Annotated in this window: 7 protein-coding genes and 5 pseudogenes; 7 read left to right on the forward strand and 5 right to left on the reverse strand. The window is 55.0% G+C overall.

Features of this window, described 5'->3' with window-relative positions:
- The first annotated feature begins 25 nt into the window (after positions 1-25).
- From acnA to GOX66_RS19555, 4 genes and pseudogenes are all read left to right on the forward strand, one after another.
- On the forward strand, positions 26-2,671 hold the full coding sequence (gene acnA / locus GOX66_RS19540) for an aconitate hydratase AcnA (protein ID WP_170764761.1): 2,646 nt from the start codon (positions 26-28) through the stop codon (positions 2,669-2,671).
- Positions 2,668-3,816: a PrpF domain-containing protein gene (locus GOX66_RS19545; protein ID WP_214652697.1), complete on the forward strand. Its 1,149-nt coding sequence runs from the start codon at positions 2,668-2,670 to the stop codon at positions 3,814-3,816. The genes acnA and GOX66_RS19545 overlap by 4 nt, the downstream gene beginning before the upstream one ends.
- Complete coding sequence (gene rraA / locus GOX66_RS19550; protein WP_170764719.1) at positions 3,813-4,313, forward strand: ribonuclease E activity regulator RraA; 501 nt, start codon at positions 3,813-3,815, stop codon at positions 4,311-4,313. Before GOX66_RS19545 ends, rraA begins: the two co-directional genes overlap by 4 nt.
- A 132-nt stretch (positions 4,314-4,445) precedes the next feature.
- Positions 4,446-4,784, forward strand: a pseudogene (locus tag GOX66_RS19555) (IS6 family transposase); the annotation flags it as partial.
- 53 nt (positions 4,785-4,837) lie between these two features.
- On the opposite strand, the pseudogene GOX66_RS19560 reads toward GOX66_RS19555, so the two are convergent.
- Positions 4,838-5,539, reverse strand: a pseudogene (locus GOX66_RS19560) (IS6 family transposase).
- A gap of 62 nt (positions 5,540-5,601) precedes the next feature.
- Here GOX66_RS19560 and GOX66_RS25890 point away from each other — a divergent pair.
- Positions 5,602-5,766, forward strand: a pseudogene (locus GOX66_RS25890) (IS6 family transposase); the annotation flags it as partial.
- Positions 5,767-5,955: 189 nt separating this feature from the next.
- Positions 5,956-8,436: a DNA/RNA non-specific endonuclease gene (locus tag GOX66_RS19565; RefSeq protein WP_170764721.1), complete on the forward strand. Its 2,481-nt coding sequence runs from the start codon at positions 5,956-5,958 to the stop codon at positions 8,434-8,436.
- A gap of 69 nt (positions 8,437-8,505) precedes the next feature.
- Here GOX66_RS19565 and GOX66_RS19570 read toward each other — a convergent pair whose 3' ends face one another.
- The 4 genes and pseudogenes from GOX66_RS19570 to GOX66_RS19585 form a co-directional block, all read right to left on the reverse strand.
- Positions 8,506-9,585, reverse strand: coding sequence for a trypsin-like serine peptidase (locus GOX66_RS19570; protein ID WP_170764723.1), 1,080 nt, complete (start codon positions 9,583-9,585; stop codon positions 8,506-8,508).
- Positions 9,586-9,887: 302 nt separating this feature from the next.
- Positions 9,888-10,587: pseudogene (locus tag GOX66_RS19575) on the reverse strand (IS6 family transposase).
- A 200-nt stretch (positions 10,588-10,787) separates the two neighbouring features.
- The gene (locus GOX66_RS19580) at positions 10,788-11,765 is read right to left on the reverse strand and encodes a hypothetical protein (protein WP_170764726.1); all 978 of its coding nucleotides are present in this window, start codon (positions 11,763-11,765) and stop codon (positions 10,788-10,790) included.
- Between the two features lie 814 nt (positions 11,766-12,579).
- A pseudogene (locus GOX66_RS19585) lies at positions 12,580-13,272 on the reverse strand (IS6 family transposase).
- A gap of 484 nt (positions 13,273-13,756) precedes the next feature.
- Between GOX66_RS19585 and GOX66_RS19590 the strand changes: the two are divergent.
- Complete coding sequence (locus GOX66_RS19590; RefSeq protein ID WP_170764728.1) at positions 13,757-14,866, forward strand: Fic family protein; 1,110 nt, start codon at positions 13,757-13,759, stop codon at positions 14,864-14,866.
- The last annotated feature ends 497 nt before the right edge of the window (positions 14,867-15,363 follow it).

Genomic DNA, 15,363 nt, shown 5'->3' on the forward strand with positions numbered 1-15,363 from the left:
TGGAAAAACTGCCGAGCTAATCTAGCTGCCCGCGTTTGCAGAGAACGGGTATGAGGGCGTTGCGCGTCTGCCGGTCACAATCCGCATCCTTCTGGAATCGGCCTTGCGCAACCGGGAGGCGGCAAGTGTGACGGACGCTCATATCGAGGCACTGGCAAACTGGCAGCCTGGCGGACGCCGGGGCGAGGTGCCTCTGACCGTGGCGCGGGTGGTGTTGCAGGATTTTACCGGGACACCGCTGATTTGTGATCTCGCGGCGATGCGCGATGCGGCGGCACGGTTCGGAAAATCCCCCGAGCTGATCGAGCCGCAGGTGCCGGTTCAGCTGGTGATTGATCATTCGGTGCAGATCAACGCAACCGGGCCGGGTTCCTTGCGTCGGAACACCGATCTTGAATGCCAACGGAACCGCGAACGTTATGAGTTCTTCAAGTGGGGGACGCAGGCGTTTGAAAACCTGACGACTTTTCCGCCCGGAAGCGGGATCGTGCATCAGATCAACCTTGAACATCTGGCGCAGGGAGTAGGTGAAGACGGGTGTTTGTGCTTTCCAGACACGTTGGTCGGAACCGACAGCCATACAACAATGATCAACGGCATCGGTATTCTCGGCTGGGGGGTCGGCGGGATCGAGGCGGAAACCGCCATGCTTGGTCAGCCGATCTATCTGACGGCGCCAGATGTGGTGGGCGTTGCGCTGCGTGGTCAGCTGCGCGAGGGCGTTACAACCACCGATGCCGTCTTGGTCATCGTTGAACGGCTGCGGCAGGTGGGCGTTGTCGGTAAGTTTGTCGAATTCCACGGCGATGGGGCCGCAAATCTTAGTGCGACGGATCGCTCGACCATTGCCAACATGGCCCCGGAATATGGTGCGACGACCGGGTTCTTTCCGGTGGATGGCGAAACCATTGAATACTATCGCAATACAGGTCGTTCCGGTGATCAGGTCGACCTGATCGAAGGGTATTTTCGGGCGCAGGGCTTGTTTGGTATGCCGGCCGAGGGTCAGATTGATTATTCCGATACGATCGAGATTGACTTGTCCGCGATCGAACCCTGTGTTGCCGGGCCCAAACGTCCGCAAGACCGGATTGCGCTTGCTGCGCTGTCCGGGAGATTCGACGCCCTATATCAGGCTCCGGTTCAGGACGGCGGCTATGACCGGGACAGCCCGATTGATACACGAACGCCGGTTACCGGCAGCGCGGCGGGTGGACCAACCGATCTGGGCCATGGCGATATTCTGATTGCCGCAATTACGTCCTGCACCAACACGTCCAATCCCAAGGTTTTGATCGCAGCAGGATTATTGGCGCAAAAGGCCGTCGCCGCGGGGTTGACGGTGCCGCACTGGATCAAGACGTCATTCGCTCCAGGGTCGCGCGCCGTCACCGAATACTTGAAAACCGCGGGCCTGATGCCGGCCCTGAAAGCGCTAGGTTTCGATGTGTCGGCCTATGGCTGCGCCGTTTGCGCCGGAAACAGCGGCCCGCTCGAGCCCGAGATCGAGGACGCAATCCGTCAGGGCGATCTTGTCTGTGCCGCGGTTCTTTCTGGCAACCGGATTTTCGAGGCCCGCATCCATCCCGCGCTGCGCGCCAATTTCCTGATGAGCCTGCCTCTGGTCGTGGCCTATGCGTTAGCCGGGACAGTCCGAACGGATTTGTCCAGCCAGCCGATCAGGTCTGATCCACAAGGCAAACCAGTGTATCTCACCGATATTTGGCCGAGCAACGCAGAGATTGAGGCCGCTCTGGCCTTTTCTTCGGATCCTGAAACCTACCGTTCGGTTTATGTGTCCCAGACGCCCGAGGATCGTCTTTGGGACGATATCGAGTGCCCGCAAGGTAGTGTTTTTGACTGGAAAGAGTCCGCCTATGTCGCCGAACCTCCACTATTCCGGGATTTCGGCGAGCTGCCTTCGCCGATGAAACCGATCCTGGATGCTCGAGCATTGGTGATACTTGGCGATTCCATTACAACGGACCACATCAGCCCGGCAGGGCGGATTGATCCCGCTTCGCCAGCCGGTCAATGGCTGGTGTCGCATGGCACTAATCCTGCCGACTTTAACACCTATGGCGCATATCGCGGCCAGCACGAGGTCATGATACGCGGCACTTTTGCAAACGTGCGGTTGCGCAACGCGCTGGTGCCTGGAACCGAAGGCGGTTTTACCCGGATCGACGGAACCGGCGAAAGGCAGAATATCTTTGACGCGTCGCGGATCTACCGCGAGCGGTCAACACCGCTGGTCGTGATCGCCGGAAAGGAATATGGCTGCGGGTCAAGCCGGGACTGGGCGGCCAAGGGAACCGCCTTTCTTGGCGTGCGGGCGGTAATTGCGCAAAGCTTTGAACGTATCCATCGGTCGAACCTGGTTGGCATGGGGGTTCTGCCTTGCCAGTTCAACCCCGGCGACAGCGCAGCATCTCTTGGCCTGGATGGGACCGAGAGCATCAGCATCGAGGGATTGGAACACCCGCCGCATCCGGGATCGGACGCGCGACTGGTTGCTACAAAGCCTGACGGAACCCGGATCGAAGCCACGATAACCGTTCGGATCGACAGCACCATGGAATGCGAATACTTCCGGCATGGCGGTATGCCCAGCTACCTGTTGCGCAACATCCTGTTTGCCGACGATCTGGGTGAAGGGGAAGTGCGGTGAAGTCCGTCAGAGCCAGCTACATGCGCGGGGGCACCTCAAAGGCGCTCGTGTTCCACCGTGATGATCTGCCCGATGACCAGGATCGATGGGCACCGATTTTTCGGGCGGCCATGGGCTCTCCGGATCCGTTCGGGCGTCAGCTTGACGGGATGGGTGGCGGGGTGTCGTCGCTTTCGAAAGTCTGTGTGGTCGGGCCGTCCCACCATGCCGACGTAGATGTGGACTATACCTTTGCCCAGCTCAGCATAAAGTCAGATCTGGTCGATTATTCGGGGAATTGCGGAAACATGTCCGCCGCCGTGGGTCCTTTCGCGGTTTATCGCGGCATAGTTGCTGCGCCCCGCGAAGGCGAAGTCACTGTCCGGATCCTCAACACAAACACCGGAAAGGTAATCCACAGCCATTTTCAGATACGTGCCGGTCTGCCCCGGGTCAGTGGAAATTATGTAGTCGATGGCGTGACCGGAGGTGGAGCGCCGATCCGACTGGAATTTCAGGAGCCTTACGGTACCAGAAGCGGGCGGCTGTTACCGACTGGACTGGCATGTGAGCTGTTGGAGTATGGTGCGGGCAAATCGATGCCCGTTAGCCTGATCGACGGCCCAAACCCGCTGGCGCTCATCGCCGCCGATGCGTTGGAGTTAAGTGGAGTAGAATTGCCGGCGGAGCTGGCGGAAAACCAGAATTTCGTGGAACAGATAGAGGCAATAGGATGTGCTGCCGCGATGCGCATGGGGCTGGCCCAAAGCATCGAGGGTGCCAGAATGACCGTTATGCCCCAGATCGCGATTGTCTCGCCGATGAACAAGGAGGCGGCCACGATTTCCGGGGAGCGTGTTCGGCCACAGGACGCCGATTTGCTGGTTCGGCTGTACTCTTCTGGTCAGCCACATCAGGCGGTCCCGATCACAGGGTCAATGGGCATTGCGATATCGGCCCGCGTACCCGGTACGGTTTCACAACAGGCACTTTCTCCCGATGCAGCAGACCACACAATCCGGCTGGCTCACCCCTCGGGTGTATCGCGAGTGTCCGCGCGGGTGACGAAAGGCAACGACGGGTATCAGGCCAAACATGCGTCGGTAACCCGGACGGCCCGGCTTTTGTTTAACGGAGAGGTGTTTTTTCAGGAGAAAGGGAAATGAAGCTCGAACTGGACCCATTGGCAACGTCCGATCTCAACGACGCACATCCCGAAAAAGTCAGGCGCGTCACGATTCCTCTGCGTGACTTTGGAAAGAAGAAACGCTTTGCCGGGCTCATCCGCACCGCAGTTACAATGGAGGATTCTCGGCTGGTCCAGCAAAAGCTGTTTCGCACGCCGGGCGAAGGCGGGGTCATTGTGTTCGACGGCGGCGGCTCATGCCGCTCGGCGCTATTGGGCGATGTCAATGCCGCGGTGCTGCGCGACAACGGCTGGGCCGGGATCATTATCAACGGGGCCTTACGTGACAGCGCGCTATTGGCTGGTATCGACATTGGGATCAAGGCGCTTGGGGTTACGCCGGTCCGCAGCACCAAGAAAGGTATCGGAGCGCTCGATATTCCGGTCGCATTCGGACATGTTCTGTTTGAACCGGGCCAGTGCGTCTATTGCGACGAGGATGGAGTGTTGGTGTCGGACGAACCGCTTCGGTTGTGACAACATTAGCGCTCCAACAGACCCGCCTTGCACCAATTACTGCGTCGCGCTGGGTTCTTTCGCAAACTTCGATTCATCTGTCAGGCCAAACAAGTTCTGATAGTGCACGCTCGAATTTGACAAGAGCAGACCGTGACGGTCTCGTTCAAGGGTGCACACTTTCCAAAAGAAGTGATCTTGCATGCGGTATTCTTCTATCTCCGGTCTGGTGTTTCATATCGCAACCTTGAAGAAATTCTGGCGGCGCTGGGAGTGCGCGTGGATCATGCAACCCTGAACCGTTGGATCACGAAATTTGCAACATTGGTAGCGAACCGGGCTCGTAAGAAATTGGGTTGCGACCGTTCCTGGCGGATGGATGAAACTTATGTTCGTGTGAAGGGCGAGTGGGTGTATTTGTACTGAGCTGTCGACAAATTCGGCAAAACGCTGGATTTCATGCTCTCGAGGCGCAGAAACAAAGCAGTGGCGTCGGCGTTGTCACTTTAACTTCCGGTCCACAAAGAAATCCTGATGTTTAATATTCAAGTTGCTCGGACAGCGGCATTCCAAGCGTCAAAAGCTTCGAGACAGTGATATCGGGTTGTTTCGGCGGAGCGACGATGTGCGGGAACGTAAAAACAATTCCGAATGACCGAGTGGGTAGCCACGAACCGTTGTAATCCGCCTGTAGACCGATACCCCTGCATGGCTTTTTCCCGCTTTCGGACTGGGAGATGGCTGTTTTCTGCACGGTTATTCAGACCTTTGTGTGACCATTGATCCAGACTCGGCGCAATCGCCCGCTGGGCAGCCCCATAGGACTGCAGTTTGTCCGTGATCATCCTCTTGGGGATAAAACCAATTCGCCTTATCAAGCAACGCATCAGCCTTTTTGCTGCGCGTTTGTCCCGTTTTGGTTGGAGTATTTTGTCCAGCCCGACGCCATGCTGATCGACCGCGCTCCAAAGCCAGTACTAGCGACCTGAGATTTTCACGACAACTTCATCCAGATGCCAGACATTGCCTGGACGGCCTTGTCTCTCCCGCAAGCTTCAAGCGATCACCGGTCCGAACTTGATGACCCAACGCCGGACGGTCTCGTGGGACACATCGGTCCCCCGTTGCAGCAACATCTCTTCAACTTCCCGAAAGCTGAGATAGAACCGGCGATACAGCCACACCGCGTGCGCGATGATTTGAGGCGGAAAGCGGCGGCGCTTGTAGCTGTCGGGAGGTGATTTCATCAATACCAACTACGTTCAAATCTGGGCGCGAGCATTCGAACGACGGTTAATGTGATAACACCGTTGAAGATCTGCTCGCTGAGCGCGGTGCGACGGTCAGTCGGGAAACCGTCCGACAATGGATTAACCGCATTGGCGGCCATTTCGAGAATTGCAGCAGGCGAGACAGGCCAGAGGTAGCCGACAAATGGCATTTGGACGAGTTGGTCATCCCGATCAACGGCCGGGCACTGACGCAAGCTACGATTTGTTGTGCGGTGGATTGACTTCGGCGGGTATGCATAGGCGCCACAGCCTTTCGCGGCCAGATGGCAAGCCTTGTGTACTCGAAAGGTTCAAATAATCTTTCTTGTTTTGTGATCCGTCGGCAGTGCGGTATTATTCTGGAAGATTGATCCAGAAAAGACCTATTTGTTATGTATTCTCCCGAGAAATATGCACTTGAAAGAATCTCGCAGTCAAAGGCTGATATTCACAATAGCCTCATCATGGCCCAATTGGGCAATCCATTTGCAGCTGAGCCGAACGCAGAGCGGCGACGTGGCCGCGTGCAAGCCAAAGCGAATCTCACTGCGACAGAGGCCAACGCTTTCGACCGCGAGGTGATGCGACGCAGCGAAGCGGGCGCGATGGCTTCCGAAGCCGATTTCTCCGGAGCCGAGGCTGTTTGGGGGGATACGATCGATTTCGTAAACGTCGCCTTTCTGGCAAAAGGGGCAAGGGTCGCCCGCTCGGTTGCCCGTGTCACCAACTCCAGAAATGGACGTGGACGCGGTTCTGGCGTTTTAATCGGCGGCAATCTCTTCATCACGAACCAGCATGTCATTGCGAGCATCGGCCAAGCCAATCAACACATCCTTGAGTTCGACTTCGAGCGCGACGAACAAGGGGCCCGGCGTGCGGAAACGCGTTATGCTATAGACCCGTCCGTCTTCGTGAGTGACCCGGTACAAGGTCTCGACTTTGCGATATTTGCAGTGGGCAATCGGATTTCCGGCCCCGCGGTCCTCGCCGATTTCGGATCGAGCCCGTTGTCGGATGCGTCTGACAAACACATGCTCGGTGAATTCGCCAATATTGTGCAGCATCCTCAAGGTCGCCTGAAAGAGGTCGTCCTGCGCGAAAACCGGCTGGTAAGCCGGTTCGACGATTTTCTGCATTACGTTGCGGATACAGAAAAAGGTTCATCAGGATCGCCGGTCTACAACAGTGAATGGCAGATGATCGCCCTGCATCATTGGGGGTCGCCGAAGGGTGCCACAGCCGATCCCACAATTCCAGGCTCCGGAGATGTGAACGAAGGAATTCGCATCAGTTCGATCGTGCGGTACCTGATGCGTAACATGAGCACCTTCCCTACGGAAACCCAGAACCGCATCGGCGCGGTGTTGCAAGCGCAGCAGGAGTCTCTGGTGACACGTGGCCCGTCGCCCTTAAGTCAAAGCGGAGCCGGAGCGGCCCCCCAAGTCCGGCTCGACGCTGATGGACGGGCGACGTGGACCGTGCCGCTCGAAATCTCGGTTCAGCTTCCGGCGGTGGGCCCAAGTGCCGCGCCAGCGCCGCAGATCGAGCAGTCGCTCGCAACCCCGGCCATCGAGTCGTCGACGGCCAACGCAAAGGACCGTTATGCCGACCGCAAGGGCTATCAGCCACATTTCCTGCCTGGTTTTGAGATCCCTCTTCCGAGCCTCGGCAACGAGATCAAGGCCGATGCCGCGCCGTTGCTCGATCCGGGACCAGGCGAAAACCCGCACGAACTGAAGTACCATCATTACAGCGTTATCATGAACGCGCAGCGCCGCCTGGCCTTTGTCTCGGCCTGCATGATCGACGGAAAGAGCTCAAAGAGCATCGGGCGCAGCAGTCGCAAGGTGACGGATCTTAGCCCGAATTCGCCTGGACTGGCGGAAGCGATGTCCTCTCTGGAAGACGCCGAGGCCGACAGTTGGTCGATCGATCCGCGTATCAACCGGCTGCACCAGTCCGGCGACGAGCTGTACCGCAAGCAGGTCATTCCTGGGTTTCCCAACCCTCAGTCTGCAGGCAGGATCGCACGGATGTTCCAAAAGGGCCATCTGGTGCGGCGGCTCGACCCTGCATGGGGAGACGAGGATCGCGCCCTCGAAGCTGAAATCGACACGTTCCATTGGACTAATGCCGCGCCGCAAGTGGGCTTCTTCAACCAAGGCACGGCGGACGAGGACATGCCGGGCACTGGCAAGGGCAACCTATGGCGCGCGGCTGAGAATTATGTGCTGCGCAATGCAGTCGCCGAGGACCAAAAGGTAGTGTCGTTCACCGGACCGATCTTTGCAGCAGACGATCGAAAGTTTCGCCACACCAAGGTTCCCGGGCGGTTCTTTAAGGTCACAGCCTGGGTAGAGAATGGTCAATTGCGCTCGCTGGCGTTGATCGTCGACCAGATGCAGGTGATCGAAGTCTGGCCTGATGCCCTGGACGCTGAGGCTTGGCCCGACGATTTGGATGCCGCAGAGGCTTTCCAAGCTACAGACGAGATGGAGCGCGTGACCGATTTCCTCAGTACGATCGAAGAAGTGGAACGCCTTACGCATCTCGATTTTGGTACGTCGGTGCGCGATGCCGATATTCGGAAAGGCGAATTGAACCATTTGGTGACGTCTGACGAGGAGCTTCCGTTTACTGGGGAAGGGTCCGGCGCCGTTTACGACACCGGTGACGACCTGACACAGATCAACGGCATTGGGCCCGCGACGATGCGCGACTTGAACCGCTTCGGAATCTTCTCGCTCCGCCAGATTGCCGCTTGGACCAGTGAGCAGGCAGAGGACATCTCTGAAAAGATCGGCCTTCCTAGACGAGCAGAGAGAGATGACTGGGTCGGCCAAGCGAGCCAGATCCTGAACCTGATGGAGTAGACACTTTTTTGGGGAGAGGTTTTGCAAAGGCGGGCCATGTTAAGCCCGCCTGTTTCATGGTCCGATCGATTAAGACCCGTCGCACGCGTCGGGATGATCGCCGCACGCCGCCTCGATTAGCGCGAGGATGTTCGATTTCGTGGTAAAGCTCGTGTTGGTCGAGAACCGCGACGCGCCCTGTACCTTGACCCTGTCGTTCGTGAACCCCCAGCTCGTGACGGAGCTCACAATATTCGGTGTACCGTCCGTGGGGTCCGACGTCGCTGCGGTCGTCGGGGCGCCAAAGTTTTGCAATTGCGGGCCACCGCTCGATCCGCCAGTCTGGCCCGACCCCCAGACGACATTGTTCGGGTCATCCCAGATACCCACGGAGTCGGTCCGGATCATCTTGTCACCGTCGAAATCAGCCGACGGATAGCCGAGTTGCGTCAAATGCGCGGCGCGCTGGCCGAGGAAGAAGGCGTACCCAAATTCGTCGAATTCGACCACTTTATAACGGCCGACGACGTCCGCGATCTTTTCTCCGTTTTCATTCGGTTCGAGCACCACAACGGCGATATCGTTTTCGCAGACGATACCCGGCGCTTCGACAGAGCATTCGTCCGTACCGTCCACATATACTGTCGGTGCATACCAGGTTCGGCCGGTCCAGGTCCCGAATGGCCGATCACCCTCATGACGTGCTGGCTCAAAGGTCACAGCATCGGCAAAGCCGTCCTGGCCTTGACCGAATTCGTGAACGCAGTGGGCCGCGGTCACCAGAAGATTGAGTTCAATCACTGACGCCGTGCAAACGAAGTTGCTTGCGCCGAATTGCATCAAGAGTTTGCCTGTGGCCCGCCAAGGGTATTCGCTGACGGGTGTCGATGAGCCCACCGAACTTGCACGCGCTGTGGTGTAGGGATGACCGCCATCGCCGAAGGCTTCGGCCGCTGAATCTTCACTCGGAACATTAAGAATCGAGCGCAACTTCTCTGTCAACTGCACGTTGGTTAGGTCGCGGCCCGGCCGGCGCTCCTCTGTGTCTTCGACGATTGTGGCGGCCTCTGGCCCGACGTCCGCCGACGTCACTTCATTGGCGTGCGCCCAACCCGGTGTCACGAGCGCTGCCGCGAGCGCAACTATCGATATGCTACTATTAGGCTTCATGATAATCTCCGATCTATACAGCCCCGAACGCGAATGGGCCTCAAAATGTCATTCGAGCGAAAACACCCACTTCGAACAATATGGCTGGTCGATAATCCGGAAAGAAATGCGATCGACTGACGAGTCCACCCGGACCAACGAGGTAGAAGAATGTGCCCTTCCAGCCACAACCTAAAGTTAACAGGTTTCGCGGCCATTTTCCACATTTGTTCCCTTGGGTCCTTTCTGCATACCGAAGGAGCTCCCGTGCCGTGATTGCCAACTTGATTGTGCGTGATTGAGAAGAGTGAAGCGTGTGAACTTCAGGCAGTCATTTCGGCAATATAGCCGTCCCGGAGGTCGAACGCATCGGCCCTGGCGTAACGGTATGAGACGGTGGAGAGTCGATAGCGGCGGCGAAAGACGGTGTTGATCTGATCATGAGCGGCCAGGAACCTTTGCGCCTGTTTTGGCGACTTGAAGCGCCCATCATCTTTTCGCGCTTTCGAGTGGATCTGTGTGATCCATCGATACGATTGTTCAACCCCTTGCGCGCGCGGTGACCCGCGCCCTGTGCGAGATCTCGGATCGGCTTGAAAAAGCTTCGCGACTTATCCGTGATCACGACACGGGGTACGCCGAATTGCGAGATCAACCGCTACAGAAAACGCCGGGCTGCCTTGGCATTCCTTCGTGGTTGGAAGAGAATATCAAGGGTATCCCCGTTTGCATCCACGCCCGCCAGAACCAACACTTCCGGCCGTTGATCGGGATGACCAACTCGTCCAAATGCCATTTGTCGGCTACCCCTGGCCTGCCTCGCCTGATGCAATTCTCGAAGTGGCCGCCCATGCGGTTAACCCATTGTCGGACGGTTTCCCGGCTGACCGTCACACCGCGTTCAGCGAGCAGATCTTCAACATCGGCGGTGCTAAGCGCAAAGCGATGATAAGCCCAGACTGCATAGGCGATGATCTCGCGCGGGAAACGAAAACCCTTCAGACACGGTATTTGGGGAGATATTCGCCGACAGGGCCTAGAAACGCTTTGTCCGCTTCACAGGGATCCATCTCCCACGGAATTTCGATGACGAGTTCTCGTATCTCACGGTTTACGTATTGGCCGCCAACAAATGGATCAAAGACAAAAACGCGGAGTTTTCGAGGCGGCATTGCTGCATATGACAAAAGGGGCAATCCAGATCACTTCCTTGAAAGGACAATTCAGGTCAGTTCAATTTTAACATCTTGCAATCCCGGTTTGAGTTCGACGATGAAGCTAGCTGCAAGCGGGTCACCTGCCGGGGATTGCGCCATGGCCTCGATTTTGGCCAAGCCGGGTGCAAGGTCATCAACCGAGAAATTCTTAAGATGCGAGGCATAAACCTGTCGGCCCGAGGCTTGAACAGAAACATTGCCGGTGAATTCTCCTTCCACCACGAAATTTACGATTGCAGCTTTTTGAGCATTTGCTGCCTCCACAGCCGCTTTGAGGTTCTCTTTCGCAGCCTTTTCGAGGTCACGCACTGCTGCCTTTAGGGATCCGGTAACCTCCGCGGTACCTTTTTGCGCTGCCGCCTCCAATTCCGACAGCGATAGAAGATGCTCGGTTTTCCATTCGCCGAGTTCTTCTGTGGCGAGTTTATCAAGATCAGTTGTGAAGGCTATTCCCAAATCGATGACCCGCTGTATCGCATCTTTTTCTTCTTGGGATTTCGGCGTGTAAACAACAACAGCTTCGGACAGGATGGCGAACGAAGCTTTCGTCCACAGGTCCCGGATCGCAAGCAGGATCATAAGATATCGAAAATACGACGACGTGCGATCGCTGTTTGTCTCGTAAAAGCTAACAGCCGCTATAATCGCATAAATTGCAAGAGCACCGACAAAGAGCCAGACATCATACGCAGGGCTTGGTGGGTTTGAGCCATAAAGAACCCGCACGACTGCTGCTGCCGATGTCAGAAGAACTGCGATAGCTCCGAGCGCAGAGAGCCATGCCTTGGACCGGTTCGCCCAGCGTGCGTCCTGCGAACGTTTGAAGTTGTAGTAATCGAAGCGCTTTTTCTTGACGCATTCGAGATCTTCGTAAAGGGCATCGACGACCTCTGGGAATGTTTTTGCGCGATATTTGGTGTAGTCTAATGAGATGGGTTCAAGCGTATTCCCTAGAGGTGGTTTATTTTCCGCTTTTCTAAGCATTTCAAATACCCATTGCTCAAATCATGTTTACGATCAATTCTCAATAAAGAAATCAAGAAAAGACTGGTGGAAATAGGGTTTTAGTTACCTTTTCAATAAGTTTGCGAGTCGTCATTTTTCTAATGTGATTCGGAGTAATTTGAGTAGCATTGTAACCCGCCAAGTTTGGTTCCTCCAATACTCTGAACCATCTAATCCGGCCAATCGGATAAGAGTGAGGCTGTAGTCGAACTATAATTGATCAATGCAGTTCGGTCACTAAACCAAATCCAATCAGATCATTGCAATTAGGCGGGGCACATTTACGTCCCCACACCTATCGGAAGATACTCCTTCTTTGCAATGAAGCGTCGCTCGTCGTGTCCACTAAGTTTATTCTTCAAAGGCAGAGTAACGGACAAATCTGTAGTGACTTTTCCGAAATCCGGAAGCTGGTTTTGATCAAGATTTGTCAGAATTGAAGAAACGAATGTAAAATCGATCGAAAAAATTGACGTTCTAGAAAATGTAAATGTGACTTATGCAAGAAGAGCGAGCACCTTTGTAGCTGCAATAAATAAACTGGTAACTCCTGCCAACGAGTTTGTAAGTTTTTCTCGTTCTTTTTTAATGGTTTCAAGGTTATTTTGGCGTCTTGCAGTCGGCCATTCACGACTGAGTATGGGGTTTCAGGTGTCACACTCAGCAAACGGCGATGTTCGGTTTTCAGCGCACCAATTGTCCTTTCCAAAGTTGCGCGTTCTCCATCGCTAAGGTTTTCTTCGGTATTGCCAAGTTGTTGACCTGAGCATGTGAGGTATAGGCAAAGCCAGGATCAAACCGTCATTTCCGTAGTGTAATCGTCCCAGAGGTTGAATGCGTCGGAACGAGCGTGGCGGTATGAGTTTGCAGTGAGTTGATATCGGCGGGGACGGAAGATCAGGTTGATTTGGTCATGTGCGGACAGAAATCTCTGAGCCTTTAGGTGAGGCTTAAACTTGCCGAATAGCTTCTCGCTTTTGCGAGTCGGTCGGTGCGAGACTTCGATCGCGTTGTTAAGACCTTTGTGGGCACGATGGTCAGCGTCCGGTGCCAGTATTTTGATCGGCTTGATATAGCTGCGCAATTTGTCGGTGATGACGACCCTGGGTTCGCCAAATTTAGCAACCAGCCCTTCGAAATAGCGCTTTGCAGCTTTGGCGTTTCGGCGAGTTTACACGAGAATGTCGAGCACGTCGCCATTTGCGGCGATCGCGCGCCACAACCAGTGCTTCTTGCCACGGATCATGATCACGACTTCGTCCATGTGCCACTTGTCATTCGGCCGTGGACGATCTCGCCTGATGCAATCTGCGAAGTGTCGACCAAAGCGATTGACCCACACCCGAACTGCTTCCCGGCTGACGATCACTCCCCGCGCAGCCAACAGATCTTCGACGTCAGCTGTGCTCAACGCAAAGCGATGGTAAGCCCAAACCGCGTAACCAATGATCTCACGAGGAAAGCGAAAACCCTTCAGGCGTGGCATGATCGTTGGGATGTTCTTTAGCGCGACATAGCTGGATCACTCAATCTGAACAACTTGGCAATACCCTCAGAACTACGCTTCGCAAAAGATCAGATCCATTGCGATCGGCTCATGGATAATATCGCAGAGTATCTACGTCTTGGCCAAACCTAGTATGCGATGAAAGCAACGTTTGGCCCAGCTATTCGCTACATCGTTCTCGGATACATCTTTCAACGTGCTGAGAACATTCAGTCTCCGGGGGCTTTTTTGATTTCATTGCTGGCTAAGATCGAAAAGGGAGAACTGTCTCCAAAGGCAATGTTGTCGCGAACCTCCAATGCTTCGTAGATTTTATGAAACAAGAAGAGATTTGCCGTCTTCAGATTACCCTTCTTATCAATGATCGAATTGAACGGTTTGAAAAAGGTGAGCAATAGGATTGACCCCTATAGATCACAAATGCATAAATAATGAGTTATAAATAGGAATCTTATACCTCACGATGTGGAACTGGCAGAAACCTAACTGGCCGACGTTTCGTTACGATGCCGCAGGACTTGAACCTTATGAGCAACAGTTCTTGTTGTCCGCGGGGGAAGTCCTTGGAGCGGTACATCATGTGAACACGTCGGATCGAGATCAATTGCGTATCGACCTGCTAAGCGAAGAAGCGATGAAAACCAGCGCGATCGAAGGTGAAATGCTGGATCGGCTCAGCGTGCAATCTTCCTTGCGTAGACATCTTGGACTGGCTCCCGACAGCTATCCGTCCAAACCGCGCGAGCAGGGGGTTTCTGAGATGATGGTGGATGTTTACTCCACCTATTCAAACCCGCTGTCACACGACACCTTGTTTCGGTGGCATGACATGTTGCTATCGTACGACAGGCACTTGGAAACGATTGGTGCCTATCGGAGCCATGAGGATGCGATGCAAATCGTGTCAGGCCGACTCGACCGCCCAACAGTGCACTTCGAAGCGCCACCTTCACATCAAGTTCCGGCTGAAATGGACCAGTTCGTAACTTGGTTCAACCGGACCGCACCAGATGGTCACGAACCATTACGCGCACTGATCCGCGCCGGTTTGAGCCATCTGTATTTTGAGAGCATTCACCCCTTTGAAGACGGCAATGGCCGGTTGGGTAGGGCGCTGGCTGAAAAGTCCCTGGCACAGAATATTGGACAACCAAGCCTGATTGCGCTCGCTTTTACGATCGAGCGAGAGCGGAAGGCTTACTACGACCAGCTCAAACGTCATCAAAAGACACTAGACGTCACACCTTGGCTTATCTGGTTTGCCGAGACCGTCCTTGCAGCGCAGCAGGTAACTCTTGAACGGGTTGGTTTCTATATTTCCAAGACGCATTTCTATGACCGGCATCGTAATCAGCTAAACGCACGCCAAAGCAAGGTAATCGCACGTTTGTTCAAGGCAGGACCGGAGGGGTTCAGAGGGGGTTTGAGCGCTGAGAACTATATCTCGATCACGGGAACGTCGCGCGCCACCGCGACACGGGATCTGCAGGATCTGGTAGAGAAGGGGGCTCTGACCCGAACGGGTGAACTCCGGTACACACGCTATTGGCTAAATTTGGACCGGGAAGGGTAGGGGGGGTGAAATACGGCATCAGCTTCCTTCGTACATAGTTCACTCGTGTCAGCGACTAAGCTGTCCTCATTAGGGCACGAAAGGGCGGGAACCGGCCATTCGCTGCGAGCGAGAAAAAGCCATTCGCAGTCTTGCTTAGCGGTCATTCGACGACGTCTGCATGAATTGACCTATTGGTCCGCTTGAGCACCCCAACAGAGAAAACACCAGACGGTGTCGGCCTGGCTGTCTCAACAGGATGTTTGATTGCCGATTTCGCGGCTTTGCAACCCGCTTCGCGATTACGGCACAACTCTGTCGCGGCCTGTCCAAGAGACTTCAATGTCTTCGACTAGTGAGTGGCAGCCTATTATGGTGTTGTTAAATATGTAAAATCCCTTTGGGCGCAGGAGTCCCAACGGTGTTGTGAATATTTATGCTTTCTAAATATACAAATTCTCCTCTCAATCTTCATCGCTATGTTAGCGTTATCGCTTTGAGATTGACGCTTGTTCTTA

The sequence above is a fragment of the Ruegeria lacuscaerulensis genome (genome assembly GCF_013031245.1).
Lineage (GTDB): Bacteria > Pseudomonadota > Alphaproteobacteria > Rhodobacterales > Rhodobacteraceae > Ruegeria > Ruegeria lacuscaerulensis_C.

What these genes read in the sequence shown, in the direction of transcription:
- GOX66_RS19570 (WP_170764723.1), bottom strand. Translation starts at nt 9,585, where the DNA reads ATGAAGCCTAATAGTAGCATATCGATAGTTGCGCTCGCGGCAGCGCTC.
- GOX66_RS19565 (WP_170764721.1), top strand. Translation starts at nt 5,956, where the DNA reads ATGTATTCTCCCGAGAAATATGCACTTGAAAGAATCTCGCAGTCAAAG.
- GOX66_RS19580 (WP_170764726.1), bottom strand. Translation starts at nt 11,765, where the DNA reads ATGCTTAGAAAAGCGGAAAATAAACCACCTCTAGGGAATACGCTTGAA.
- rraA (WP_170764719.1), top strand. Translation starts at nt 3,813, where the DNA reads ATGAAGCTCGAACTGGACCCATTGGCAACGTCCGATCTCAACGACGCA.
- GOX66_RS19590 (WP_170764728.1), top strand. Translation starts at nt 13,757, where the DNA reads ATGTGGAACTGGCAGAAACCTAACTGGCCGACGTTTCGTTACGATGCC.